Here is a 25,091-nt window from a genome sequence, read left to right as displayed (position 1 = left end):
GATGCGGCATTTCCGAAGTTGTTAGCGCTAACCTTGTGTGATATGGACGCTGCCACCTGCCAATGAGGGCCCGATGCCGCTTCACCAGACCGTAGCCGAAGTCACCGACCGTATCCGCGACCGCTCAGCCCGGTCGCGCCAGGAATACCTGGCGCGGATGCGGCGCGCGGCGCAGGACGGCCCGGCACGCGCGCATCTGAGCTGCGGCAACCAGGCCCATGCCTATGCCGCGATGAGCGGCGACAAGCCGGATCTTGCCGCAGGCCGGCAACCGAATATCGGCATCGTCACCGCATACAACGACATGCTTTCCGCCCATCAGCCCTATGAACACTACCCCGAACGGATCCGCGCCGCCGCCCGGCGCGCCGGTGCGACGGCGCAGGTGGCAGGCGGCGTCCCCGCCATGTGTGACGGCGTCACCCAAGGCCAGCCGGGGATGGAGTTGTCACTCTTTTCCCGCGACGTGATCGCGCTTTCTGCCGGCGTCGCGCTAAGTCACAACTGCTTCGATGCGGCGCTTTACCTGGGCATCTGCGACAAGATCGTGCCCGGCCTGATCATGGCGGCGGCGACCTTTGGCCATGTGCCGGCTCTATTCGTCCCCTCGGGGCCCATGACCTCGGGTCTTCCGAACGACGAAAAGGCCAAGGTCCGGCAGCAATTTGCCGCGGGCCAGGTCGGGCGCGACAAGCTGATGGAGGCCGAGATGGCCTCCTACCACGGTCCCGGCACCTGCACGTTCTACGGGACCGCGAACACCAACCAGATGTTGATGGAGTTCATGGGTCTGCACCTGCCGGGCGCATCGTTCGTCAACCCCGGCACGCCGCTGCGCGAGGCGCTGACCGATGCGGCGGTCGCGCGGGCAGCCCAGATCACCGCGCTTGGCAACGACTATACCCCTGCGGGCGAGGTGCTGGACGAACGCGCCTTCGTCAATGGCATGGTTGGACTGATGGCGACGGGCGGATCGACCAACCTCGTGCTGCACCTGCCCGCGATGGCCAGGGCGGCGGGCATCCTCCTGGATCTTGATGATTTCGCCGCGCTCTCGGACGCAGTGCCGTTGATGGCACGCGTCTATCCCAATGGGCTGGCCGACGTGAACCACTTCCACGCCGCGGGCGGCCTTGCCTACATGATTGGAGAACTTCTGAGCGCGGGCCTCCTGCATGAGGATGTCCGCACGGTCGCGGGCGGCGGGCTGTCGCGCTACACGCAGGAACCAAGGCTTGTCGAAGGCGCGCTGACCTGGGCCGAGGGCGCGCGCGAAAGCCTGAACGACCGCATCCTGCGCCCCGTTACCGATCCATTCCAGGTTTCGGGCGGGCTGAAACAGCTTTCAGGCAACCTTGGACGCGGGGTCATGAAGGTGTCGGCCGTTGCGCCGGAAAGCCATGTCACCGAGGCGCCGGCGCGCATCTTCGAAGACCAGGAGGCCGTCAAGGCCGCCTTCAGGCGGGGGGAGTTCACCTCGGACTGCGTCGTCGTCGTCCGCTTTCAGGGTCCGCGCGCGAACGGCATGCCGGAATTGCACTCGCTGACCCCGACACTCGCCGTACTTCTGGACCGGGGGCTCAAGGTGGCGCTGGTGACCGACGGGCGCATGTCCGGCGCCTCTGGCAAGGTGCCCGCCGCGATTCACGTCAGCCCCGAGGCCGCCGCGGGCGGCCCGCTTGCCCGGTTGCGCGACGGCGACATCGTCCGCGTCGATGCCGTCGCAGGCACGCTTCAGGCGCTGGTGCCCGACTTCGAGGCGCGCGAGCCCGTCGTTGCCGACCTGACCGCGAACCGCTACGGCATCGGTCGCGAATTGTTCGAGGCTTTCCGTACCCACGCGGGCCCCGCTGAAACCGGCGGCGCGCTTGTGGTGTAACCCGATCCTGCAAGGACACTGACATGACACCTGCCGAGCAAAGCCGACACGCCGCCGAAATCTGCGCGCTGGCCCCCGTGGTTCCAGTGCTCGTGCTCGACAATGCCGCGATTGCGGCCGATCTGGCGCGCGCGCTGGTCGCCGGTGGCCTGCCCGCGCTGGAAGTGACGCTGAGGACGCCTGCTGCGCTGGATGCGATCCGCGCCATGTCCGAGGTTTCGGGCGGGATCGTCGGCGCCGGAACCCTGCTGACCCCTGCGGACGTCAAGGCCGCCAAGGAGGCGGGCGCACGCTTTGGCGTCTCTCCGGGCGCAACCGAACGGCTGATCGACGCCTGCGCCGAACATGATCTGCCGCTTCTGCCGGGCGCCGCAACGGCGTCCGAGGTCATGACGCTGCTTGAGCGCGGCTATGTGGTGCAGAAGTTCTTTCCGGCAGAGGCGATCGGCGGTGCCAAGGCGCTGGCTTCACTCGCCTCGCCATTGCCGCAGGTGCGCTTCTGCCCGACGGGCGGGATCGGGCTTCGGACCGCACCGGACTATCTCAGGCTTTCCAATGTGCTGTGCGTCGGCGGCAGCTGGGTCGCGCCCAAGGACCTTGTCCGCGCGCGCGATTGGGTCGCGATCGAGGCTCTGGCGCGCGAGGCAGCCGCGCTGGAGCGCTAGGCTTCCCGCGCCTCGGCAGCCGCCTTGTCGCGCCGCGCCAGCGCCCTGTGAACGGCGTGGTCGGAGGCCGCAAGGCCGATCGCGAGCCACGACAAGAGCAGCATCGCGATGTAACTTGTCGACAAGGTCTCGGGCGCGAGCAGGATACCTGAGCCCAGCAAAGGCACGAGCATGCAGACCGCAAGCCCCAAGGATGCCGCCAGGATCGACAGACCGACCCTGTGGCGCCGCACGGAAAGCAACTGCTGAATCTCCTGGTCGCTGTCCGGATCGCTTGGCTTGATCTCGAACATGCAGCGGCAGCCGTAATGCACCGAGGCGCCGAAAAGCCCGATGTAGATCACCCAGGCAAGAATCGAGGCAGGCGCCTCGTCGAAATGCGCATGGGACATCAGCGCGGGAAAGCCCAGCACGGTCGCCGGAAACAGCAGCGCCGGAACCAGAACGGATGGGCGCACGTGTATCGGTATTCGTGTCATCGTCCCACTCGTCAATAGCGCCCCATCAACAAACAAAGCACAGAAATGTGGCTCTGAAGTGGCAGGGCCTGGGAGCGGTCGGTGGGGGGCCGCATGCCCCTGAACGGGTGCGGTTTCCGGTTGTCGGATTTGGCATGGGAGCCGCCGGCCCAACCCGCCTTGACGGTTCAGGCCAACGAACCGGTTGCGCTGGCACGCGTCGCAAAGATGGTCGGTATCGGGTCGGGTTTCGTCACCGCAGACGCGGATGCGCGTAAGGCGCCGCCTAACTGCGTGCAGCCATCCGTGCCATCCGGCCACCCCGGCGCGCGGCCTTGGGAGACTCCATGAGACCCGCCTCCAGCACTCCGTTCATGGGATGGCCATCGTTGGCGAACGCATAGGTCGCGATCAGCACGCGCATCGCTTCGCGCGCATCGGTATCCGAGGCGATGCTGAGCGCCCAGTCGAGGAATATCGACCGGCATTCGCCAAGCGTGATCCCCTCGATCGCATAGCTCTCGCGCACCAGCCCTTTGGGATCGGCCTTTGAAAGGTCCATCAGTTTCCTCGCCATCACGACTCCGCCGTCACTCTTCCGGCACCCCAAGACGGCGGCCTGCGATTTCTGCAACGGCTGATACAGTATCGTCCAGACGCTGCCGGAGTCCATCGAGATCTTTGCATCCCGCCTCGCGCAGCAGAAAAGCGCGGCCGCCGCCGCCGATGACCTCCATGTCCAACGGCCGGTCCGTCAGCAGCCGCCCGCCCGCCTGCAACCGCCAGAGGAAGCGATAGGCGGTCTGCAGCGCCGCCTCTTCATCCTTGGTCAGAAGCCCGGCCCGCAGGCCCGCGCGCAGTTGCGCCTCGACGCGGCGGGAAGGATCGGCGGCCTGTAGCGTCACCATCTGCGCCAGCAGTTCCAGGTCCTGAAGCCGTCCGGGGCCGATCTTGGCCTCCCAGTCGCCATCCGGCGCCTTGGCGGCAAAGATGCGGTTACGCATCTCGGCCACATCGGCGCGCACGCTTTCCCCGCCCGACTTGGCGGAAAGAACCTCGCGCCGGATCGCTTCGACATCGGCGGCAAGCTCTGGCGATCCGGCCACCGCCCGTGCCCGCGTCAGCGCCAGATGTTCCCAGGTCCAGGCCTCGGTCATCTGGTAGCTGCGGAAGCCCGAAAGCGCGGTCGCCACGGGCCCCTGCCGGCCCGACGGGCGCAGTCGCATGTCGACTTCGTATAGCTGACCCTCGGACATCTGGGCGGTCAGGGCGGTGACGAGCGCCTGGGTCAGCCGGGCGTAGTATTGCCGGGCAGCCAGCGGCCGCGGCCCGTCCGAGGCTTCCACGCCATCCGCGTCGTATATCATGATCAGGTCAAGGTCGGACGCCGCGTTCAGCCGTTCGGCCCCCAGCGACCCCATGCCCAGCACCACGGCCCCCCGCCCCGGAGGCGCGCCGTGCTTGCGGGCGAATTCGGCAACGCATGGATCCCAAAGCACACCAAGGCACGCCTCGGCCAGCTCGGCATACTCGCGCCCGGCGGCCTGGGCATCTATCAGCCCGCGCAGGTGATGCACCCCGATCCGGAAGTGCCATTCCTTGGCCCAACGCCGCGCGGCGTCCAGCTTGCGCTCATAGTCCGGGATCTCGGCAAGCCGTTCCGCCAGTTCGGCGCGCAGCGCGGGCAATCCCGGCCAAGGCGCAAAGAAATCGCCGCCGATCACCGCATCCAGCACGCCCGCATTGCGTGACAGATAGGCCGCGAGCGCGGGCGCCGTTGAGCAAATGTCAACAATAAGGTCGATAAGTTGATGATTGGACTCAAAAAGAGAGAACAACTGCACACCGGCGGGCAAACCGCGCAGGAAACCGTCGAACTGGCCAAGCGCCTCGTCCGGATTGGCCGCACGTTCCAGGCGGGACAGGATTTCCGGCTCGACCCGCTTGAAGATCCGCACCGCGCGTTCCGAGCGCAACGCGGGATAGGCGCGCCAGCCCTCGACGACTTGCTGCATTTCGGGGCGGAGGTCGGGTGCATCCCGCGCCTCGCCCGGGGCGAAGAAGCTTTCGGTCAGTTCCGCCACCCGCTCCAACCTGTCGCGCAGGGCCTTGCGGAAGGCATCGGTATCGCCCTGCCCCATCATCCGTGCGATCACGTCGAAGCCTTCGGCGGTGACGGGCAGCGAATGGGTCTGCGCATCCCCCACCATCTGCAGTCGGTGCTCAACTTCCCTGTGCTCACGGTAGTGGCGGGTCAGCTCAGTGGCCACATCGTCGGTGATCCACCCTTTCCACGCCAACGCCGCCAGCCCGCCCACCGTGTCGCGCTGACGCAGATCGGGATCGCGTCCACCCGCGATCAGCTGACGGGTCTGCGTAAAGAACTCGATCTCCCGTATGCCGCCGGGGCCCAGCTTCAGATCGCGCCCTTCCAGCGCCGATCGACCGTGAAGCCCCTTATGGTCGCGGATTCGCAGCCGCATGTCGTGCGCGTCCTGGATGGCCGCGAAATCCAGATGCCGGCGCCAGACGAAGGGGGTCAGCGCGGACAGGAAGCGTTCACCCGCAGCGATGTCGCCAGACGCCGCGCGCGCCTTGATGTAGGCCGCGCGTTCCCAAGTTCGGCCCTGCGCTTCGTAGTATTGTTCCGCGGCGCCCATCGAGATGCAGACCGGCGTGACCGAGGCATCGGGCCTAAGCCGAAGGTCGGTGCGGAAGACGTAGCCCTCGGGTGTCATGTCCGACAGCATGGCGGTCATGCGCCGCACCACGCGGATGAAGGCGGCGCGCGCCTCCTGCACGTCGTCGGGGTCGTATCGGCTTTCGTCGAACAGGCAGATCAGGTCGATGTCCGAGGAATAGTTAAGCTCTCTCGCCCCGGTCTTGCCCATGGCGATCGACACGATGCCGGCGGCGGTTTCCGCGTCCTCCGGCACGGCGCCGGGGACCTTGCCACGACGGATCTCGCTTCCCACAAGCACGCGCAACGCATGGGAAACGGCGACGTCGGACAGCCGCGTCAAAGCGCCCGTCACGTCCTCAAGCGTCCAGACGCCCCCGAGGTCGGCCAACGCGGCAAGAAGCGCCACGCGCGCCTTCGCGCGGCGAAGCGCCGAACCAAGCGCCTCGGCTGCAAGATCGGCGTCCAGCGCCAGCGCATCGTCCAGCGCGGCTTCCGGGCTTCCCGCAAGTGCCCCCTCGATCCAGTCGGCTTCGCGCGACATCAGGCCGCACAGATAAGGGCTGCAGCCCGCGGTTCCCTCCAAGAGCGCGCGCAGTTCCGGCGGCAAGGCCGCAAAGCGGGCGCGCGGTTCTTCCGTGCGCGCGGGATCGTGGGGAATGGGACAGCGGGTCAGGCGCGATGCAAAGCTCATGCGCGCACAGTAGCGGCGCGCGCGTGGCGGTCAACGGGCGGGCGTGCCATTCGCATGGGGGGCGCTGGCCGGGGCATTGAGTTTCAAGCACAGCCATGGGATGCCAAGGCACGCAAGAACGGGAGATCGTAGTGAGCAAGAGCTTGAAGCGCGTTGAGGCGGCCCTGGCCGCGGCCGGTGTCGCGGTCCGGATCACCGAGATGCCGGGATCGACCCGGACCGCCGAAGAGGCTGCGGCGGCGGCAGGTTGCGCCCTTGACCAGATCGCGAAGTCGATCATCTTCCGGGGCGAAGCTTCCGGCCATGTCGTCCTGTTCATCACCGCGGGCGGAAACCGCGTCGATCCCGGCCGGGCCAGCGCGTTGGCCGGTCAGCCGCTGGGCCGCGCCGATGCCGACCTTGTCCGCGCGGAAACCGGCTTTGCCATCGGGGGCGTGGCACCCCTGGGACTCATCGCGCCGGTCGAAACCTATTTCGATACGCGCCTTCTGGACTTCGATTTGGTCTGGGCCGCCGCGGGAACCCCGCGGCATGTTTTCGCAATCGCCCCGCAGGAGTTGTTGCGGATCACCGGCGCGCATACGGCGGACTTCATCGCGCCGGCGACCTGATGCGCGGAATGTTAAATTAATTTACTTCACGCCTTGACACAGGGCGCGCTCACTCCGATGTTCGATTATGTGAAAGGTATTCACATGGAATGCGGAGGACGCAGAATGAGCACTATCGCCGCCTGGCCCTCGCGGGCCGAGACCTGGCTTGACGATCGCGGCAAGGGCGCCTGGATCGCAGCGATGGTCTTGGGGTTCATCATATTCTGGCCTGTTGGGCTTGCCCTTCTGGCCTACATGATCTGGGGAAAACGAATGTTCGCAAGCTGCAGCGGCAAGAGCCGCCACAACGATACGCGTTGGAAACATGCGCGCCGGCATGGTTTCCGTTCATCGGGAAACACTGCCTTCGACACCTACAAGGCCGACACGCTGGACCGGCTCGAACGCGAACAGGAAGAATTCGAAGCCTTCCTCAAGCGGCTTCGCGAAAGCAAGGACAAGTCCGAATTCGACCAGTATCTGGACGAAAGGGCGCGCGCGGCGCGTGACGGCGGCGACCCTGAAAATTCGGAGAAGCCGGGCGGCAGCGGCGCTTATTGAACAAGAGTTTCGGGCGGCCTCAGGGCCGCCCGTTCACAATGTGAACTGGTGTAAAGCAAGGGCACGAGGAAATGCTTGGCGGATGAGCACTCCCTTGCTAACGTTCGCCGCAGCGGCAACCCTTGGGGCCCCATGCGCCACACGCTTCCCATAGCGCCCCAGTTCTATGTGACGGCACCCCAGCCCTGCCCGTATCTCGACGGGCGGTCCGAAAGGAAGTTGTTCACTGCGCTTCAGGGCGAAAATGCCAAGCTGCTGAACGACGCGCTGTCCAAGCAAGGGTTCCGGCGCTCACAGAACGTGCTCTACCGCCCGTCCTGCGCGGAATGCACCGCGTGCCTGTCGGCACGAATCCGCGTGGCCGACTTCACGCCGAACAAGAGCCAGCGGCGAGCGCTGCGCAAGAACGACACGCTGCGCCGCGACGCGACCAGTCCCTGGGCGACCGAGGACCAGTTCGCCCTCTTCCGCCGCTACCTGGACAGCCGCCACGCCGATGGCGGAATGGCGGACATGGACATCTTCGAGTTCGCGGCGATGATCGAGGAAACGCCGGTGAAGAGCCGCGTCATCGAATATTCGGACCGCCCCGGAGGGCCGGCTTCCTCGCGCGAATTGATCGCGGTGTGCCTGACGGACGTGCTCGATGACGGGCTGTCCATGGTCTACAGCTTTTACGAACCGCACCGCGCGGGTGACAGCCTTGGCACCTACATCATCCTGGACCATGTCGCCATCGCGCGCTCGATGGGGCTTCCGTATGTCTACCTCGGGTACTGGGTGCCGGGCAGCCGCAAGATGGGCTACAAGGCCAATTTCAGCGCGCTTGAAATCTACAAGAACGGCTCATGGCAGGACATCGGCAACCCAGAGGACCACAGCGGCGAAACCCATCCGCTTTCGGTCGACCCGATCGCCGAACAGGTCGCGCGCATCGCCCTGCCCGAGGCACACCCCAAAGGAAGCTGACGCCGCGCTTGCGGGCGTGGCCCTGATGGCACGCGGCGCCACTCTGACCCTAGGTCACCCGCGTTGGCCACTGGCGCGCTGCCCAGAGCTGTGCACTATTCCTTGCAGCGTCAAAGGGTCGCCGATCCGGCATTCGTGGCGCGGCGTGCCAGCCAGCGCCGCTTTATCAGTTTCCCGTTCAGGGCAAGAAGGCGCCCGAGGCGCCAGGGGAGGACAAAGGCAATGAAACCATTCCTGTCCCTCGCGAGAGGGATCGACCGGTTGAGCGAGTGGATCGGCAAGTCGGTGATCTGGCTAATTCTGCTGGCGATCGCCGTCAGTGCGGCGAACGCGATCATCCGCAAGGTGTTTTCAAGCTCGTCCAATGCCTGGCTCGAGCTTCAGTGGTACCTTTACGGCGCGGCCTTCATGCTGGCAGCGGCCTACACCCTGAAGGAAAATGAACACATCCGGATCGACATTTTTTACGGCACCCGGTCCCGGCGGGCGCAGCACTGGATCGATCTGATTGGTCACCTCCTGTTCCTGACACCCTTCGTGGTCCTGATGACCTGGATGACGGTGCCCTACGCCTACCAGGCGTGGAAGATCGGACAGATCTCGACCAATGCCGGGGGGCTGATCATCTGGCCCGCGCGGGCGATCCTGGCCGCGGGCTTCGCGCTTCTGACGCTGCAGGCGATATCCGAGATCATCAAGAAGATCGCCGTCATGCGCGGCCTGATCGAAGACCCGCATCCCTTCGTATCGCACCAGCAGGCGGCCGAGAAAGAAGGCGCCGCCTTGGCAGGCGACGCCGCCGGCCGGAACGGGGAGAAGCCCGAATGATCGAGTTCATCGCCATCAACATGGCGCCCATCATGTTCGCCTCGCTGGTGATCTTCCTCCTGCTGGGCTACCCGGTCGCGTTTTCGCTGGCCGCGAACGGGCTTCTGTTCTTCGCCATCGGCGTCTGGCTGGCACCCTGGTCCGAACAAACCATCACGCTGGATTGGCCGCTTCTCTTCACCATGCCGCAGCGATTGTGGGGGGTCCTGTCGAACGAGACGCTCCTTGCGATACCCTTCTTCACCTTCATGGGCATCGTGCTTGAAAAGTCCGGCATGGCCGAGGACCTCTTGGACACCATCGGCCAGCTCTTCGGTCCTGTGCGGGGCGGCCTGGCCTATGCGGTCATCGTGGTGGGCGCGCTGCTGGCCGCGACCACGGGCGTGGTCGCCGCATCGGTCATCGCGATGGGGCTGATTTCGCTGCCGATCATGCTGCGCTACGGCTACGACCGGCGTGTGGCGACGGGGGTGATCGCGGCGTCGGGCACGCTTGCGCAGATCATCCCGCCCTCGCTGGTGCTGATCGTTCTGGCCGACCAGTTGGGCCGCTCGGTCGGCGACATGTACAAGGGCGCGCTCATTCCCGGCCTGGTCCTGACGGGGCTCTATCTTGGCTACGTCTTCCTCGTGTCGCTGTTCCGGCCCAAGTGGGTCCCTGCCCTTCCGCAAGAGGCGCGCACTCTGGGGCAAGGCGTGGTGTCCCTGATCGTCGCGATCATCGCCGCGATCGCGATCGGCTATGGCGCGCATGTCTGGCTTGCGCCGGTTCACGGGGCGAACGCGGATATCCTTGGCGCGGCGATGGCGGTCGCCATCATCTATGCCTTCGCGGTTCTGGACCGCGCCATGGGCCTTGGCCTTCTGAGCCGCCTTGCAGGTCAGGTGATCATGGTGCTGATCCCGCCCCTTGCGCTGATCTTCCTGGTTCTGGGAACGATCTTCCTTGGCATCGCCACCCCGACCGAAGGCGGCGCGATGGGGGCGGTCGGCGCCCTGATCCTGGCGGCCTCGAAACGGCGGCTGAACCTGGAGGTCGTGCGACAGGCTCTGATCGCGACGACGCGCCTGGCATCGTTCGTGATGTTCATCCTGATCGGTGCGCGGGTGTTTTCCCTGACCTTCTACGGGGTGAACGGCCATGTCTGGGTCGAACACCTGCTGACCGGGCTTCCGGGCGGCCAGATGGGCTTCCTGATCATCGTGTCGATCCTGGTCTTCGTGCTGGCCTTCTTCCTGGACTTCTTCGAACTGGCCTTCATCATCGTGCCGCTGCTTGCGCCGGCGGCCGAGCAGTTGGGCATCGACCTGATCTGGTTCGGCGTGATCCTTGGCGTCAACATGCAGACCTCGTTCATGCATCCGCCGTTCGGCTTTGCGCTGTTCTACCTGCGCTCGGTCGCCCCTCGGGGGGCCTACAGGGACAAGGTGACGGGTCAGGAGCTTGCGGGCGTCACCACGGGCCAGATCTACTGGGGCGCCGTCCCCTTCGTCGTGATCCAGGTCGTCATGATCGCGATCGTGATCGCCTTCCCCGGCATGGTCATGCACTACAAGGGCAAGGTCGTGGACCCCTCGACGGTCGAGATCACGATCCCCTCGCTCCAGCCCATGGGCGGGGGCATCGGCAGCGGGCTGAACGGCCTGCCCACGCTTGGAGCGCCGAAACTGGAGCCCCCCAAGGTCGATCCCTGAGCTTGCGCCAGACCAAAGGAAAAGGCCCCGGGAACACCCGGGGCCTTTCAGTTTCAGACCGCTCCCTCAGAGCTTGCCGGCTTGCTGCTGGCTCATCATGAAGACGTCGTAGTTGTATTCGGCCGTCTGCGCGTTCAGGTAGGCATCGCGGCGGAACGCGTCCTGCGAATCCTTGATCTTCTTGAACATCGCGTTGCTGGCCGAAACCTCTTCGTAGGTCGCCTGCGCCGCATCGAAGGCGGCGGTCAGGACGTCCTGCGGCAAAGGCCGCAGTTGCGCGCCGTTGGCGACAAGCGATTTCAGCGCCGTCGGGTTCTTCCAGTCGTAGCTGGCCAGCATGTCGGTGTTGGCCACGACGCAGCCCGCGCGCAGCGCCGCCTGGTAGGCCTTGGGCAGTTCGTTCCACTTGTCCAGGTTGATCATCGTGGCGATCGACGGACCACCTTCCCACCAACCGGGATAGTAGTAATAAGGCGCGACCTTGTAGAAGCCCAGCTTTTCATCGTCGTAGGGGCCGACCCACTCGGTCGCGTCGATGGTGCCCTTCTCAAGCGCAGGATAGATGTCGCCACCGGCGATCTGCTGCGGCACGACGCCAAGCTTTTCGATCACCTTGCCGGCGAAGCCGCCGATGCGCATCTTCAGGCCCTGCAGGTCTTCGACGCTGTTGATCTCCTTGCGGTACCACCCGGCCATCTGCACGCCGGTATTGCCGGCCGGGAAGGCGATCAGGTTCTGCGTCGCGTAGAATTCGTTCATCATGTCGATGCCGCCGCCGTAGTACCACCAGGCGTTCATCATCCGCGCGTTCAGCCCGAAAGGCACGGCCGCGCCCAAGGCGTAGGTCGGATCCTTGCCCCAGAAGTAGTAGGGAACGGTGTGGCATGCCTCGACCGTGCCGGAGGACACGGCCTCGGCCGCTTCCAGACCGGGAACAAGCTCACCCGCCGGGAAAACCTGGATGTTGAATGCGCCGTCCGTCATTTCGTTGACGTACCGGGCCATCGTGTCCGCCGCGCCGAAAATGGTATCGAGAGCCTTGGGGAAGGACGACGTCACGCGCCATGTGATCTGAGGATTGGACTGTGCCAGCGCGGGCGCGGCAAGCGCGGCCGAACCGGCGGCACCGCCAAGGGCAGCCTTGGTCAAGAAAGAACGACGATCCATTAAGAAGAAACCTCCCGGTTATTTTGCGGCGTCTGGACGCTCTTCGCCCCGACGCCCGAACAATAATCGGAACGTCCCGCCGTTCAAGCACGCGTTCGCCGCTGCGCGCGGTTACGCCGGGTCAACCGGAGCGTGCCGGTTGTCAACTGGCGATTTTCTCGACGAATCCTTGCGCCACCTCTTGCAATGCGCCTTGCCCGCTCGATCTTTTAGCGAAGACAGACCGGAGCATATCTTGACCTTCATCTTGTTCTTCATTGGCCTTGCGGGACTGATTGTCGGCGGGGAGTTGCTGGTTCGCGGCGCGGTGGGCATCGCGCAACGCTTTCACGTGCCCCCACTGGTGATCGGATTGACGATCGTAGGCTTCGGCACCTCGATGCCCGAGCTGTTGGTCTCGGTCCAGGCGGCGCTTGGCGGGTCCCCTGCGCTGGCGGTCGGCAATGTCGTGGGCTCGAACATCGCGAACATCCTTCTGATCCTCGGGCTTTCGGCGCTGATCATTCCGGTCACCCTGAACTTTTCGAGCCTGAAGCGCGATTTCATCTTCCTGATCGGCTCGACCTTTGCCCTTTGGGGCGTGCTGATGGATGGCGACGTAACGCGGATCGAGGGCACGGTTCTGGTTCTGGCGCTGGCCGTCTACCTTTGGATCAGCCTTTGGGGTTCGCGCGAAATTCCCGAAACCATCATTCCCTCCCGCCCCGTCTGGCAGTCCGCCCTTCTGCTTGCGCTTGGTTTCGCTGGCCTGCTTCTGGGCGCCAAGGCCCTGGTTACAAGCGCAACCGAAATGGCGCGCGCCTTCGGTGTGTCGGAGGCGGTGATCGGTCTTACCATCGTGGCGATCGGCACGTCGCTTCCCGAAATGGCAACTGGGATCGTGGCCGCGGTCAAGAAGCACCCGGAAATCGCCATTGGCAACATCCTGGGGTCGAACATCTTCAACATCCTCGGGATCCTGGGGATCACCGCGGTGATCACCCCCATTCCGGTCGGGTCCGAGTTTTCGAGCCTGGACATCGGACTTGCCGTCGCCTCGGCGCTTGCCTTCCTTGCCCTTGCGGTGCTGCCGGGGCGCGTGGGCAGGCTGGCCGGCGGCGGTTTTCTGGCAAGCTACGGCGGCTACCTGGTCTTTCTGGGGATGAGCTGAGATATCCGGGATTCGCTTTCTTGCGCCATCAAGCCAAGCTCGCGCAACAAAAGTTCAGCAAAATGATGCCCTGCGACACTTTATTCGCGCTTTTGCAGGTTGACGCTGCAATCAAGCGTGCATAATGTCCGCCGCACAGCAGCGAAAGGACCCGGGGGCGATGAACGCGATCCTCGTACTTCTTGAAAGGACGCGCATGGGCCGGTGACGGTTGCCACAAAGGTTCCCATGCGCCCCGGTCCGAATGAGCCGGGGCTTTTTGTTGCCACAGACGATGCACGAATGGAGCGATAGATGTCAGGGCAGATGACCGGCGCGAGAATGGTGGTTCAGGCGCTGAGGGATCAGGGGGTCGACACGGTCTTCGGATACCCCGGAGGCGCGGTACTTCCGATCTATGACGAGATCTTCCAGCAGAACGACATCCGCCACATCCTTGTGCGGCACGAACAGGGCGCGGTGCATATGGCCGAGGGCTACGCGCGTTCGACCGGCAAGCCGGGCGTCGTCCTGGTGACTTCCGGCCCCGGCGCCACGAACGCCGTTACCGGTCTGACCGACGCGCTTTTGGATTCGATCCCTCTTGTGGTGCTGACCGGACAGGTGCCGACCTTCATGATCGGGACCGACGGCTTCCAGGAGGCCGACACCGTCGGCATCACGCGCCCCTGCACCAAGCACAACTGGCTGGTCAAGGACACCGACAAGCTGGCCGAAACCATTCACCAGGCTTTCCACGTCGCCACCCAGGGCCGTCCCGGCCCCGTGCTGATCGACATCCCCAAGGACGTGCAGTTCGCCACCGGTACCTACGTCGCGCCCAAGGCCACCCGCACTGGCCACTATCAGCCGAAGGTCAAGGGCGACATCGACCTGATCACGGAACTGGTCGAGTGGATGGAAACCGCGCAGCGCCCGATCCTTTATACCGGCGGCGGCCTGATCAACTCCGGCCCCGGCGCCAGCCAGCTTCTGCGCGAACTGGCCGATGCGACCGGTTTTCCGGTGACATCGACCCTGATGGGTCTTGGCGCCTATCCCGCAAGCGGCAAGAACTGGATCGGCATGCTGGGCATGCACGGCCTTTACGAGGCCAACCTGGCCATGCACGGCTGCGACCTGATGATCAACCTGGGCGCGCGCTTCGACGACCGGATCACCGGGCGCATCGCAGACTTTTCCCCGCGATCCAAGAAGGCGCATGTCGACATCGACCCGTCATCGATCAACAAGGTCATCCATGTCGATCTGGGCATCGTCGGGGACGTTGGACATGTGCTTGAAGACCTTCTGAAGGTCTGGAAGTCGCGTGGCCGCAAGGTCAACAAGGAAGGCCTTGCCAAGTGGTGGGCGCAGATCGACGAATGGAAGGCGAAGAAGTGCCTGACCTATCGGAACTCCGATCAGGTGATCAAGCCGCAGTATGCGCTTGAACGGCTTGAGGCGCTGACCAAGGGGCGCGACCGCTACATCACGACCGAGGTCGGACAGCACCAGATGTGGGCCGCGCAGTTCCTGGGCTTCGATGCGCCGAACCGCTGGATGACCTCCGGTGGGCTTGGCACCATGGGCTACGGCCTGCCCGCATCCATCGGCGTGCAGGTCGCGCATCCCGACGCGCTTGTCATCAACGTCGCGGGCGAGGCGTCCTGGCTGATGAACATGCAGGAAATGGGCACGGCCGTTCAGTTCCGCGCGCCGGTCAAGCAGTTCATCCTGAACAACGAACGCCTGGGCATGGTGCGCCAGTGGCAGCAGCTTCTGCATGGCGAGCGCTATTCGCACAGCTGGTCGGAAAGCCTGCCCGATTTCGTCAAGCTGGCCGAAGCCTTCGGCTGCAAGGGCGCGAAGGTGGACAGCCCCAAGGACCTGGATGACGCGATCATGGCGATGATCGAATACGACGGGCCGTTCATCCTCGACGTTCTGGTCGAGAAGCATGAAAACTGCTTCCCCATGATCCCGTCGGGTAAGCCGCACAACGAAATGCTTCTGGGCGACGCCTCGACCGAGGGCGCGATCCAGGCTGGCGGCGCCGTTCTGGTCTGACACGAGGGGGCGGCAGGGTCTGCCCGCCCCCAGCACATTGCACCATGAAACATGCACTGCGAGAGGATGAGGGCTCATGTCCGCGCTGAAGATCAAGAAAGGCTCGTCGAGCCACTCCGCTTATGACCTGCGCGACCCCAACGCCGAAATTATCGAAGCCCACACGCTGGCCGTGATGGTCGATAACGAAGTCGGGGTCCTGGCGCGCGTGATCGGGCTTTTTTCGGGCCGGGGCTACAACATCGACAGCCTGACCGTGGCCGAGGTCGACCACAAGGGTCATCGGTCACGCATCACGGTCGTCACGCGCGGCACGCCGGCGGTGATCGAGCAGATCAAGGCGCAGCTTGGCCGCCTGGTCCCCGTGCACGAGGTTCACGATCTGACCGTCGAGGGCCCCTCGGTCGAACGCGAACTGGCACTGTTCAAGGTGGTCGGCGCAGGCGAAAAGCGCATCGAGGCACTGCGCCTGGCCGAAATCTTCCGGGCGAACGTCGTGGACAGCACCTTGGAAAGCTTCGTCTTCGAGATCACCGGCACGCCGGAGAAGATCGACGCCTTCGCGGAGCTGATGCGCCCTCTGGGCCTGAGCGACGTGGCGCGCACGGGTGTGGCGGCACTGGCGCGCGGGGCCTGACGCACACTGCACGCAGCGCCGCGGATCGAGACGGCGCGACCTGAAAACACTAGGCCCCGGCGCTTCCGCTCCGGGGCCCTTTCGTCTTTGAAGGTCGAGGCCCGATCAGGCCGCGATCTTGCCAGCTTCCTGCGCGGCAGCCAGTTCGTCGGCGTCAACCGCACCGTCTGCGTTCGCGTCGATCTCGGCGAAAAGCTCCGGCGTCAGGTCCGGGTAAGCAGCGGTCAGCTCTTCGATCGAGTAGGTGCCGTTGCCGTCCGCGTCGGTGACGACCGTCTGGGCGTTGGCGGCAGAGGCGATAGCGGCCATGGCGCCGAGTGCCAGAACGAACTTCTTCATCTTCGTTTGTCTCCGGGTAAGGGCATTTGCCCTGGAATCAGTGGCTTAAGCGCCACCGCGCGCTATTTGCTCCTCGGCCCGGATTCCCGCAAGAGCATGTTTGATGTCGGCCCCATGCAATCAGAGGGCATCGGCAATCCTTTGCCGATGCCCCGATCCGCAAGGCGATTCCTGGCTGATCGGCCTTACCCGACCAGCCCATTTTCGAGCGCCGCCTGAAGTTCGTCGGCGTCGATCTCGCCCGAGCCGTCAACGTCGATCTGTGAAAACAGCGCAGCAGTCATGTCCGGATAGGCCGCCGTCATCTCTTCCATCGAATAGGTGCCGTTGCCGTCGGTGTCACTGACCGCGGACTGCGCATGGGCAGAGGCCGCAGCGGCCAGAACGAATACGCCCGACAGGACAAGTTGCGAAAGCTTCATCGTCGTCTCCTTGGAGCAATGGGCGCAGGATCCACGCGCCCCTTCGCGTGAAAGATGGGCCGGACCGATCTGTAAGGCAATAACATCGGCCCGGAAAACCGATAACGTCGGCACACTCCGCGCTTTGACCCTGAGATAGGCAGCCTGTCCGATCCGGACCGCTGGACAGGTGGAGCTTGTTGCTAGAAAATGCCTTGATTGACGTCATTCACATGAAATCATTCGCTTATGGCAAATCATGATACCTTTGCCCCCAAGCTGGGCGACTTCACGTCCTCGGCGCCTCCTGCACGGCTGAGTCCCCTTCGCCTGGTCGTGGCCGCGATGGTATTCCTGCTGTCGGTGGTGATGGCGGCGGGTATGAATGCCAGTGTCGACGACACGTTCATCACGCTCACATATGCGCGCAACCTTGTAGAGACGGGGTTTCCGTACTGGCATCCGTCCCTCCCCCCCGTTGAAGGTTTCACCAGCCTTGGTCACGTCCTGCTGATCGCCCTGGTCCATGCGACAGGTCCGGATCCGGTGGTGGCCAGTGCCGTCGTGACCCTGACATCGCTGGCGCTTCTGTTCGCGGCACTTGCCCATGCCTTGCGCGGCATGACCTTTCTGGCCTACGCCGCCGGACTGCTGACTTTCGGCGCATGCACGAGCCTGAACACCTGGGTCAGCAACGGGCTGGACGCCGTCCCCTACACCCTCGCCTTTTTCCTTGCTTACCTGTCCACCCTTCACGCGCATGAGGCCCGGAGACTTTCGATCCTGACGGCCTTAGCGCTGATCGGGCTCGTGCTGATGCGGCCGGAAGGGATGATCATCGCGCCGGTCGTGCTTGTCCACTTCTGGCTGACAAACCGGCCCACTTCAGCGGACCGGAGGACATCGGTTCTGCTGACCGCGGCCCCGATCGTCGTGATCTTCGCGCTGACGGCCTGGCGGCTGTGGGCATTCGGGTATCCGCTGCCGAACACCTTCTATGCAAAGGCCTCGGCGACGCGGACGATAGAGGTCTTGCAGGGCCTTGAATACACCTGGACCTGGGTCAGCTCGTCGTTCGGCGCCTTGGTGCTTGCAACCCTGATCGCGATGCGGCTGGGCCTGACCCCTGTCGTGCATCTCTGTTTCGTGTTCGGGACGATCGCGCTTGTGATCTTGGAGGGGGGCGACAGCCACCCGGAATCGCGCTTCTTTCTGCCGCTGCTGCCGCTTCTTGCTGTCGACGTTGCGCGGCTGGTGAATGTCTGCTCACACGTCCCCGGAGGCAACCTCCGAGCAGTCGCGATCATCATCGCCTCACTGCTCTTCGTCCGCCAAACTGACAACGCGGCGGTTCACCATGGGTCAAGACTTGTGCCGCCTCATCTACTTCGCGGCGTTGATAAGATTACTTCCGATCAAAAGGGTACCCTCGAAATGGTGCTGGGGTCCGGCGCTTCCGCATGGGCCGCGACCGCGCAGCGGCTTGCTGCGGTCGCTTTTACCGACGACCAAATCGGTGCGGTCGACGTGGGCGCCATCGCCTACGTTACGCGGCGTCCTGTTCTGGACGCCATGGGGCTCAACCACGCCGGCATCGCCCATGCGCCAAGGCCCGAAGACTTCGCCAACAAATGGGGCAATCTAAGGTTTGATAAGGTCGCCGAGGCGGCCCCGCCGATCATATACCCAGCATTTCCATGGCAAACGGATTTCTCGTTCGACGATCTCGTTACGGGGAGGCACGCCTGCGGCCCTCTTGCGCGCGATCTTTCGTTTCGCGTCGCGCCATTTGTTGATGCTCTGGAAGAGTCCTATCTTTGCACGGCCGTCAAGGACGCCGACAGCGGCCTGGTCTTGAATTTCCTCGCGCACAGGACCGCTTACGACACCGCGCGCCTGTCCGGTCTGGACTACACGCAATCAAACTGCCTGCCCGGACTGGTGGCCGCCTGCCCCTACTAGGCCCCCGCCCGGCCGACAAAAGAAAAGGCCCCATCAGAAGATGGGGCCAGTTTCGCCGTCCAGGCTCATCCTTCATACCGCTCGGTGTTCTGCCTGCGGCCTGAACGTCGTCGAGGGCGAGCGCACCCGCCCCGGAACCACCCCCCGCGCCGTCTGTGATCCGGCGCGGAGGTTTGGATTTCTCAGCTACACCCCGACGTCCCGCCGCAGGTGTTGCACTTCATGCAGGTGCCGTTGCGCACCAGCGTGTAGTTGCCGCATTCGCCGCAGGGATCGCCCTCGTATCCCTGCATCTTGGCCTTGGCGCGGGCGTCCATCGTGACCGTGCCGGTGACGATCGCCGTGGCCCCGGCTGCGGAAGCCGCGGCCGTGACGGGCACCAGCGTGTTGAGCGCAGCGATCGGATCGCCCGCAAGCGCCGTCGCGCCCACGCCGCCCTGCAGCACCACCAGTTCCTGCGGCAGACGCTTCCTCAGGTATCCGGGAGAAGCGACCTGCTTGAGCATTTCAAGCGACTTGGAGGCTGCCGTCTCGGTTACCTCCGTGACGTTGGCCTTGCCCTCTTCGGCACCGCCGCCGAGGTCGTCGAAGGTCGCGCCCTGCGGCTTGACATGCGCAAGGTCGGTCCGGTCCAGGTAGCTGACCGCCAGTTCGCGGAAGATGTAGTCGAGGATCGAGGTCGCATTCTTGATCGAGTCGTTGCCCTGGACCATGCCCGCCGGTTCGAACTTGGTGAAGGTGAAGGCGTCCACGAACTCTTCCAGCGGCACGCCGTACTGAAGGCCGACCGAAACCGCGATGGCGAAGTTGTTCATCATCGCCCGGAAGCCCGCACCTTCCTTGTGCATGTCGATGAAGATCTCGCCCAACTGGCCGTCCTTGTACTCCCCCGTCCGCAGATAGACCTTGTGTCCGCCCACGATCGCCTTCTGGGTATAGCCCTTGCGGCGCTCGGGCAGCTTTTCCCGGTGGCGACGGACGATTTCCTTGACGACGATCTTCTCGACGATCTTTTCGGCCAGCACGGCGGCTTTTTCCTGCGCCGATCCGGTTGCCAGAACCTCTTCGGCCTCCTCGTCGTCCTCGACCAGCGCCGAGGCGAGCGGTTGGGACAGCTTGGATCCGTCGCGGTAGATCGCGTTGGCCTTCAGCCCGAGGCTCCAGCTCAGTTCATAGGCCGCCAGCACGTCCTCGATCGTCGCCGAGTTCGGCATGTTGATGGTCTTGGAGATCGCACCAGAGATGAAGCTTTGCGCCGCCGCCATCATGGTGATGTGGCTGTTGACCGACAGGAAGCGCTTGCCCTTCTTGCCGCAGGGGTTCGCGCAGTCGAAGACGTGGTAGTGTTCGGTCTTCAGATGCGGCGCCCCTTCCAGCGTCATCGTTCCGCAGACGTGGTCGTTGGCGGCTTCGACCTGCGCGCGGGTGAAGCCCAGGTGCCGCAGCAGATCGAAGGTCGGGTCGTTCAGTTTTTCGGCCGGGATGCCCAGCGTGCCGGTGCAGAATTCAGACCCCAGCGTCCACTGGTTGAACACGAAGCGGATGTCGAAGGCCGTGGGCAGGGCTGCCTCGATCTTCTCAAGCTCCGCCTGGCCGAAGCCATGGCCGATCAGCGCCGTGTGGTTGATGCCGGGGCAGTTGCCAAGCGAGGCATGGCCGACGGCATAGGCTACGATCTCTTCGATCTGGGCCGAACCGTAGCCCAGAGTTTCCAGGGCCGCCGGGACCGAGCGGTTGATGATCTTGAAGTAGCCGCCGCCCGCGAGCTTCTTGAACTTCACGAGGGCAAAGTCGGGCTCGATGCCGGTGGTGTCGCAGTCCATCACCAGGCCGATCGTGCCGGTCGGGGCGACGACGGTGGTCTGGGCATTGCGGTAGCCGTGCTTTTCACCCAGGGCCAGGGCCTCGTCCCACGCCGACTTCGCAAGGGCGACAAGGGATTGGTCGGGAACGTTCGCGTGATCAAGCGCGACCGGCCTGACCTCCAGCGCCTCGTAGCCATCGGTGCGGCCGTGGGCGGCGGTGCGGTGGTTCCGTATCACGCGCAGCATCTGGTCACGGTTCTGAGAATAGGCGGGGAAAGCGCCAAGCTCGCCCGCCATCTCGGCCGATGTCGCGTAGCAGACACCGGTCATGATCGCGGTCAGCGCGCCGCACAGCGCCCGTCCCTCGTCGCTGTCGTAGCCCAGCCCCATGTTCATCAGGAGGCCGCCGATGTTGGCATAACCCAGGCCCAGCGTCCGATAGTCGTAAGACCGCTGCGCGATTTCCTTCGAGGGAAACTGCGCCATCAGCACCGAGATTTCCAGCGTAACCGTCCAAAGGCGCGTGGCATGGACATAGCCTTCGGCGTCGAATTTGCCGCCCTTGTAGAAGGTCAGCAGGTTCATCGACGCCAGGTTGCAGGCCGTGTCGTCCAGGAACATGTACTCCGAGCACGGATTCGATCCGCGAATCTCGCCATCCGCCGGGCAGGTGTGCCAGGCGTTTACGGTGTCGTGGAACTGGATGCCCGGATCGGCGCAGGCCCAGGCGGCGTGGCCGACCTGCGCCCAAAGTTCGCGCGCCTTCACGGTCTTGGCGACCTTGCCGTCGGTGCGGCGGATCAGTTCCCAGGGCGCGTCGTCCTTCACCGCCTTGAGGAAGGCGTTGGTGACGCGAACGGAGTTGTTGGAGTTCTGGCCAGAAACGCTCGCATAGGCTTCCGAGTCCCAGTCGGTGTCGTAGGTCGGGAACTCGATGCTGTCATAGCCCTGCTTGGCGTAGTCCAGCACGCGCTTGACGTAGGTTTCCGGGATCATCGCGCGCTTTGCGCCGCGGATAGCGGCCTTCAGCGCGTCGTTCTTCGCCGGGTCGACCGCATCCTCGGTCGAACCGTCCCATTGGCGAATTGCCGCGAAGATCTCGTTCAGTTGCTTTTCATGCGACTTTGAACCGGCCACGAGCGAGGCGACCTTCTGTTCCTCGATCACCTTCCAGTTCACGAACTGCTCGATATCCGGGTGATCCATGTCGCAGATCACCATCTTGGCCGCACGGCGCGTGGTTCCGCCCGACTTGATCGCGCCCGCCGCGCGGTCGCCGATCTTGAGGAAGCCCATCAGACCCGAGGACTTGCCGCCACCCGAAAGCTTTTCGCCCTCGCCACGGAGAGACGAGAAGTTGGTGCCGGTGCCCGAGCCATACTTGAACAGCCGCGCCTCGCGGACCCAAAGGTCCATGATCCCGCCCTCGTTCACCAGGTCGTCGGCGACCGACTGAATGAAGCAGGCGTGCGGCTGGGGATGTTCGTATGCCGACTCTGATTTGGTCAGCTTGCCGGTCTTGTAGTCGACGTAGAAGTGCCCCTGCCCCGGCCCGTCGATCCCATAGGCCCAATGCAGCCCGGTGTTGAACCATTGCGGGGAGTTCGGCGCGGCCATCTGTTCGGCCAGCATGCAGCGCATTTCGTCGTAATAGGCCTCGGCATCGGCCTCGGTCGTGAAGTAGCCGCCCTTCCAGCCCCAGTAGGCCCAGGCACCCGCCAGGCGGTCATAGACTTGCTTGGCCGAGGTTTCGCCGCCGTAGCGCATCTCTTTGGGAAGGCGCTGAAGCGCCTCTTCGTCGGGCACCGAGCGCCAGAGGAACTCCGGCACACCCTTTTCCTTCACCTTCTTCAGGCAGGCGGCGACGCCGGCCTTCCGGAAATACTTCTGCGCCAGAACGTCGGACGCAACCTGGCTGAAGCCCTTCGGCACCTCGACGGAGTCATTGCGGAATACGATCTTGCCGTCGGGGTTGCGGATTTCCGAAACGGTCGTGGTGAACTCGATCTCGGAATAGGCGCCCGAACCAGCTTTGGTAAACTTTCTTTCGATCTTCATCTCTGCCCCGTTTCGCTTGCGGTCGTCTGCCGCTTCGTTGCTTCCCCTTCGGGCGGCGCCTTCAAGCACTCTTGCCCGTTTCGCCGTAGGGAAAAGCTATCCCGGCATCCGCAGATCACCCCGCGGACCGGCACCGCAACCCAGGCGGCTTTTCTTTTCGCTTTCCCCGTCAGGACCACTAGATTTAGTGGCGTCCGTTTCGGCCTGCACAAATTGACGTGTAACCGCACGTTGGGTCAACATCATTTTTCGTTCACGCGGGTGTTATTTTTCGTTGACCTTTGGGCCAGGCGCCAATCGGCAGAACGGGCAATGATTCATGCACAGGTCATGACGAGTCGGGCGCGCCCCGAAAAGCCGAAGAAATGAGGGGGCTTGGCCTCAGATGTTCACCAATAGCTTGAAATTATCCACAGAGACCCATCTCGTCGCTCTGCCGTAACGATCGAGGGGACTATGGCAAATAAACGACAGAAGGCAGCGATTACCTTTTTCGCGATCCGGCATGATGTCTTCAGGAGGATGGTCGGGGCGAGAAGATTCGAACTTCCGACCTACGGTACCCAAAACCGTCGCGCTACCAGGCTGCGCTACGCCCCGATGCCCCGTCTCTAACCGCTTGGCGGCCTATTGGAAAGGGCTGTTATTCGCCCACGCAGCTCCAAAGCGCGTGATCCTGGTCCAGCGAGGGATGGCGCAGCTCGGCACCTTCGGCGATGCCCAGACGGCGCGCCAGGCCCCCGTTGATCTCAAGCACGTATTCGATGTTGTCTCCGCCCGGAATCAGGGTTTCGTCGAGCGGGACGGCGCCTTCATGCACCTTCGCTACCCGCCCGTCCGGTTCGATGAAGATCATGTCCAGCGGAATCAGCGTGTTCTTCATCCAGAACGACACGCCGCGCGGGCCATCGAAGATGAACAGCATCCCCGCCCCCGACGACATGCTTTCACGGTGCATGAGTCCTTTTGAGCGTTCTTCCGGCGTCTTCGCAAGCTCGACGCGGAAACGGGCCTTTCCACCATCCCAACGAAGTTCGGCCACATCGTCCGAGCAGACTGCGAACGCCGGCGCGCCGGCGAATGCCACGGCAAGGCACAGGAGCGCGCTGCGGATCACTTGGTTTCCCTCAGCCCCGCTTCCCACGACGTCACCTGAGCGGCCATGCGGCCGCGCTTGCCCTCGATCACGCGCAGACCCACCGCCTCCCCCGGAGCGAGATCGGCAAAGCCCGAGCGGCGCAGCACTTCGATATGGATGAAGACATCCTCGGGCCGGGCGAAGATGTTGGCGAAACCGAAGCCCTTTCCCTTGTCGAACCATTTGACCCGGCCCGGCTCCAGCGGAAGCGAGAGAATCATGGCCATGTCGCTGTCGCCCAGATCCTCGATCGGCGGCGCCGTTTCGCCCTCGGGCGGAAGGATCTCAAGCACCTCGACAGCCTGGGCCCCGCGCCCCGTCACCTGGACCATCACGGTGATGCGCGCGTTGTCCGCGACCGATCCCTGACCAAAGTTCCTTAGTACATTGGCATGCAACAAAATGTCACCGGCATCATCGTTGCCGATAATGAACCCAAACCCCTTCGCCGGGTCGAACCACTTCACCCGTCCGGAAACCCGTTTCGATGCGGGTTCTTGTTGCGTCATCTGCGTGCCCAGTCTTCCACGTTTAGGAGTAATATATCGGCCTTCGGTAACTCGCATGACGCGCAGCGCCAATCAAGCAAACAACGTGAAGACCGAAAAATTAACCTCCGCCATTTTTTTTGCTCCACCGCTACGGGTTGAGTCGCTGAATGTGCCAGTCATGCAACAAGCTTTCCCTTGTCCACCTGAACCTGTCGTGAAGCCGAAACGCGCCGTCTGCCCAGAACTCGATCTCGAGCGGGCGGATACGAAAGCCGCCCCAGAACGGGGGACGCTTGGGGTTCGGGCCGTGCTCGGCGGTGACGCGGGCGACTTCGGCCATGAGCGCAAGACGCGAGGACAGCGGCTGCGATTGATCCGAGGCCCAAGCGCCAAGCCTGCTCTTGAGCGATCTTGACGCGTAGTAGTCATCCGCCAAGGGCCCTTCTTCGCGGGTGACAAGCCCTCTGACCCGGACCTGCCTGCGAAGGGACTTCCAGTGCAGGACAAAAGCCGCCTTGCCAGCGCCCTCGATCTCGCGGGCCTTGGCGGAGCCGTAATTGGTGTAGAAGACAAAGGCATCGGCCTCAATCTCCTTCAAGAGAACCATCCGCACGTTCGGAAGGCCGTCTTTGTCTACAGTCGCAAGCGCGATTGCATTGGGATCGTTGGGCTCGGTGCCCTCGGCCTCGGCGAGCCAGGACCGTGCAATCGCGAAAGGATCTTCCCCGGCAAATATACCGCTTCTGTCCGCCATCGGCCACCCTTGTCTGCATCGGAAAGTCGATCTGTCCGTTTTCGCGAGGTCATGTTTGCACAATTAAAGCCCTGCCGATCAACCCTTGCGTTACACTTGCGGCATTCTGCGACATGTCC

21 protein-coding genes and 1 tRNA gene are annotated in these 25,091 nt (G+C 63.9%); 11 read left to right on the top strand and 11 right to left on the bottom strand.

The window, feature by feature from the left end; translation table 11 throughout:
* Positions 1-73: 73 nt before the first annotated feature.
* Both edd and eda read left to right on the top strand, forming a co-directional pair.
* Positions 74-1,879 carry a phosphogluconate dehydratase gene (gene edd, locus OEW28_RS08220; RefSeq protein ID WP_263734212.1) on the top strand — a complete coding sequence of 602 codons (1,806 nt, stop codon included), beginning with the start codon at positions 74-76 and terminating at the stop codon, positions 1,877-1,879.
* Between the two features lie 23 nt (positions 1,880-1,902).
* The gene (gene eda / locus OEW28_RS08215) at positions 1,903-2,544 is read left to right on the top strand and encodes a bifunctional 4-hydroxy-2-oxoglutarate aldolase/2-dehydro-3-deoxy-phosphogluconate aldolase (protein WP_263734211.1); all 642 of its coding nucleotides are present in this window, start codon (positions 1,903-1,905) and stop codon (positions 2,542-2,544) included.
* On the opposite strand, the gene OEW28_RS08210 is transcribed toward eda, so the two are convergent.
* From OEW28_RS08210 to OEW28_RS08200, 3 genes are all read right to left on the bottom strand, one after another.
* The gene (locus OEW28_RS08210; RefSeq protein WP_263734210.1) at positions 2,541-3,023 is read right to left on the bottom strand and encodes a hypothetical protein; all 483 of its coding nucleotides are present in this window, start codon (positions 3,021-3,023) and stop codon (positions 2,541-2,543) included. The two genes, eda and OEW28_RS08210, sit on opposite strands and share 4 nt — an antisense overlap.
* Before the next feature lie 265 nt (positions 3,024-3,288).
* Entirely contained in the window at positions 3,289-3,564 is a 276-nt protein-coding gene (locus tag OEW28_RS08205; protein WP_263734397.1) for a hypothetical protein, read from the bottom strand.
* A 28-nt stretch (positions 3,565-3,592) separates the two neighbouring features.
* Positions 3,593-6,376: a [protein-PII] uridylyltransferase family protein gene (locus OEW28_RS08200; protein WP_263734209.1), complete on the bottom strand. Its 2,784-nt coding sequence runs from the start codon at positions 6,374-6,376 to the stop codon at positions 3,593-3,595.
* 131 nt (positions 6,377-6,507) lie between these two features.
* On the opposite strand from OEW28_RS08200, the gene OEW28_RS08195 reads away from it, so the two are divergent.
* The 5 genes from OEW28_RS08195 (at position 6,508) to OEW28_RS08175 (ending at position 11,021) form a co-directional block, all read left to right on the top strand.
* On the top strand, positions 6,508-6,987 hold the full coding sequence (locus tag OEW28_RS08195; protein ID WP_263734208.1) for a YbaK/EbsC family protein: 480 nt from the start codon (positions 6,508-6,510) through the stop codon (positions 6,985-6,987).
* Positions 6,988-7,092: 105 nt separating this feature from the next.
* Positions 7,093-7,530, top strand: coding sequence for a DUF2852 domain-containing protein (locus OEW28_RS08190; protein ID WP_263734207.1), 438 nt, complete (start codon positions 7,093-7,095; stop codon positions 7,528-7,530).
* Positions 7,531-7,662: 132 nt separating this feature from the next.
* Positions 7,663-8,499 (top strand): arginyltransferase, encoded by an 837-nt coding sequence (locus tag OEW28_RS08185; protein ID WP_263734206.1) that lies wholly within the window; start codon positions 7,663-7,665, stop codon positions 8,497-8,499.
* 222 nt (positions 8,500-8,721) lie between these two features.
* Positions 8,722-9,327, top strand: coding sequence for a TRAP transporter small permease subunit (locus OEW28_RS08180; RefSeq protein WP_263734205.1), 606 nt, complete (start codon positions 8,722-8,724; stop codon positions 9,325-9,327).
* Positions 9,324-11,021, top strand: a complete 1,698-nt coding sequence (locus OEW28_RS08175) for a TRAP transporter large permease (protein ID WP_263734204.1) — start codon at positions 9,324-9,326, stop codon at positions 11,019-11,021. The genes OEW28_RS08180 and OEW28_RS08175 overlap by 4 nt, the downstream gene beginning before the upstream one ends.
* Before the next feature lie 66 nt (positions 11,022-11,087).
* On the opposite strand, the gene OEW28_RS08170 is transcribed toward OEW28_RS08175, so the two are convergent.
* The gene (locus OEW28_RS08170; RefSeq protein ID WP_263734203.1) at positions 11,088-12,188 is read right to left on the bottom strand and encodes a TRAP transporter substrate-binding protein; all 1,101 of its coding nucleotides are present in this window, start codon (positions 12,186-12,188) and stop codon (positions 11,088-11,090) included.
* A 235-nt stretch (positions 12,189-12,423) separates the two neighbouring features.
* On the opposite strand from OEW28_RS08170, the gene OEW28_RS08165 reads away from it, so the two are divergent.
* From OEW28_RS08165 to ilvN, 3 genes are all read left to right on the top strand, one after another.
* Entirely contained in the window at positions 12,424-13,338 is a 915-nt protein-coding gene (locus OEW28_RS08165) for a calcium/sodium antiporter (RefSeq protein WP_263734202.1), read from the top strand.
* A gap of 294 nt (positions 13,339-13,632) precedes the next feature.
* Positions 13,633-15,387 carry an acetolactate synthase 3 large subunit gene (locus OEW28_RS08160; RefSeq protein WP_263734201.1) on the top strand — a complete coding sequence of 585 codons (1,755 nt, stop codon included), beginning with the start codon at positions 13,633-13,635 and terminating at the stop codon, positions 15,385-15,387.
* 76 nt (positions 15,388-15,463) lie between these two features.
* A complete protein-coding gene (gene ilvN / locus OEW28_RS08155) occupies positions 15,464-16,024 on the top strand; it encodes an acetolactate synthase small subunit (RefSeq protein ID WP_263734200.1) in 561 nt (186 codons plus the stop codon).
* A 105-nt stretch (positions 16,025-16,129) separates the two neighbouring features.
* Here the strand turns inward: ilvN and OEW28_RS08150 are convergent, their stop codons facing one another.
* Complete coding sequence (locus OEW28_RS08150; RefSeq protein ID WP_263734199.1) at positions 16,130-16,363, bottom strand: EF-hand domain-containing protein; 234 nt, start codon at positions 16,361-16,363, stop codon at positions 16,130-16,132.
* 185 nt (positions 16,364-16,548) lie between these two features.
* On the bottom strand, positions 16,549-16,785 hold the full coding sequence (locus tag OEW28_RS08145; RefSeq protein WP_263734198.1) for an EF-hand domain-containing protein: 237 nt from the start codon (positions 16,783-16,785) through the stop codon (positions 16,549-16,551).
* Positions 16,786-17,013: 228 nt separating this feature from the next.
* Here OEW28_RS08145 and OEW28_RS08140 point away from each other — a divergent pair, with 228 nt between their 5' ends.
* Positions 17,014-18,726, top strand: a complete 1,713-nt coding sequence (locus tag OEW28_RS08140; protein ID WP_263734197.1) for a hypothetical protein — start codon at positions 17,014-17,016, stop codon at positions 18,724-18,726.
* A gap of 182 nt (positions 18,727-18,908) precedes the next feature.
* Here OEW28_RS08140 and OEW28_RS08135 read toward each other — a convergent pair whose 3' ends face one another.
* From OEW28_RS08135 to pdxH, 5 genes are all read right to left on the bottom strand, one after another.
* Entirely contained in the window at positions 18,909-22,589 is a 3,681-nt protein-coding gene (locus OEW28_RS08135; RefSeq protein ID WP_263734196.1) for a vitamin B12-dependent ribonucleotide reductase, read from the bottom strand.
* A 523-nt stretch (positions 22,590-23,112) separates the two neighbouring features.
* Positions 23,113-23,189, bottom strand: a tRNA-Pro gene (locus OEW28_RS08130).
* Between the two features lie 43 nt (positions 23,190-23,232).
* Positions 23,233-23,706, bottom strand: coding sequence for a DUF192 domain-containing protein (locus OEW28_RS08125; RefSeq protein ID WP_412174783.1), 474 nt, complete (start codon positions 23,704-23,706; stop codon positions 23,233-23,235).
* Positions 23,703-24,236 carry a cold-shock protein gene (locus OEW28_RS08120; protein ID WP_263734195.1) on the bottom strand — a complete coding sequence of 178 codons (534 nt, stop codon included), beginning with the start codon at positions 24,234-24,236 and terminating at the stop codon, positions 23,703-23,705. Before OEW28_RS08120 ends, OEW28_RS08125 begins: the two co-directional genes overlap by 4 nt.
* Before the next feature lie 130 nt (positions 24,237-24,366).
* Entirely contained in the window at positions 24,367-24,972 is a 606-nt protein-coding gene (pdxH, locus tag OEW28_RS08115) for a pyridoxamine 5'-phosphate oxidase (protein WP_263734194.1), read from the bottom strand.
* Positions 24,973-25,091: the final 119 nt, after the last annotated feature.

The organism is Albidovulum marisflavi (genome assembly GCF_025751435.1).
GTDB classification, from domain to species: domain Bacteria; phylum Pseudomonadota; class Alphaproteobacteria; order Rhodobacterales; family Rhodobacteraceae; genus Albidovulum; species Albidovulum marisflavi.
The sequence above is the reverse complement of the archived record's forward strand: the minus strand, read 5'-3'. Positions and strand labels throughout refer to the sequence as shown.

Excerpts from the sequence above, each read along its gene's own strand:
- edd (WP_263734212.1), top strand. The coding sequence starts at position 74 with ATGCCGCTTCACCAGACCGTAGCCGAAGTCACCGACCGTATCCGCGAC.
- eda (WP_263734211.1), top strand. The coding sequence starts at position 1,903 with ATGACACCTGCCGAGCAAAGCCGACACGCCGCCGAAATCTGCGCGCTG.
- OEW28_RS08210 (WP_263734210.1), bottom strand. The coding sequence starts at position 3,023 with ATGACACGAATACCGATACACGTGCGCCCATCCGTTCTGGTTCCGGCG.
- OEW28_RS08205 (WP_263734397.1), bottom strand. The coding sequence starts at position 3,564 with ATGGACCTTTCAAAGGCCGATCCCAAAGGGCTGGTGCGCGAGAGCTAT.
- OEW28_RS08200 (WP_263734209.1), bottom strand. The coding sequence starts at position 6,376 with ATGAGCTTTGCATCGCGCCTGACCCGCTGTCCCATTCCCCACGATCCC.
- OEW28_RS08190 (WP_263734207.1), top strand. The coding sequence starts at position 7,093 with ATGAGCACTATCGCCGCCTGGCCCTCGCGGGCCGAGACCTGGCTTGAC.
- OEW28_RS08185 (WP_263734206.1), top strand. The coding sequence starts at position 7,663 with ATGCGCCACACGCTTCCCATAGCGCCCCAGTTCTATGTGACGGCACCC.
- OEW28_RS08180 (WP_263734205.1), top strand. The coding sequence starts at position 8,722 with ATGAAACCATTCCTGTCCCTCGCGAGAGGGATCGACCGGTTGAGCGAG.
- OEW28_RS08175 (WP_263734204.1), top strand. The coding sequence starts at position 9,324 with ATGATCGAGTTCATCGCCATCAACATGGCGCCCATCATGTTCGCCTCG.
- OEW28_RS08170 (WP_263734203.1), bottom strand. The coding sequence starts at position 12,188 with ATGGATCGTCGTTCTTTCTTGACCAAGGCTGCCCTTGGCGGTGCCGCC.
- OEW28_RS08160 (WP_263734201.1), top strand. The coding sequence starts at position 13,633 with ATGTCAGGGCAGATGACCGGCGCGAGAATGGTGGTTCAGGCGCTGAGG.
- ilvN (WP_263734200.1), top strand. The coding sequence starts at position 15,464 with ATGTCCGCGCTGAAGATCAAGAAAGGCTCGTCGAGCCACTCCGCTTAT.
- OEW28_RS08150 (WP_263734199.1), bottom strand. The coding sequence starts at position 16,363 with ATGAAGAAGTTCGTTCTGGCACTCGGCGCCATGGCCGCTATCGCCTCT.
- OEW28_RS08145 (WP_263734198.1), bottom strand. The coding sequence starts at position 16,785 with ATGAAGCTTTCGCAACTTGTCCTGTCGGGCGTATTCGTTCTGGCCGCT.
- OEW28_RS08140 (WP_263734197.1), top strand. The coding sequence starts at position 17,014 with ATGGCAAATCATGATACCTTTGCCCCCAAGCTGGGCGACTTCACGTCC.
- OEW28_RS08135 (WP_263734196.1), bottom strand. The coding sequence starts at position 22,589 with ATGAAGATCGAAAGAAAGTTTACCAAAGCTGGTTCGGGCGCCTATTCC.
- OEW28_RS08120 (WP_263734195.1), bottom strand. The coding sequence starts at position 24,236 with ATGACGCAACAAGAACCCGCATCGAAACGGGTTTCCGGACGGGTGAAG.
- pdxH (WP_263734194.1), bottom strand. The coding sequence starts at position 24,972 with ATGGCGGACAGAAGCGGTATATTTGCCGGGGAAGATCCTTTCGCGATT.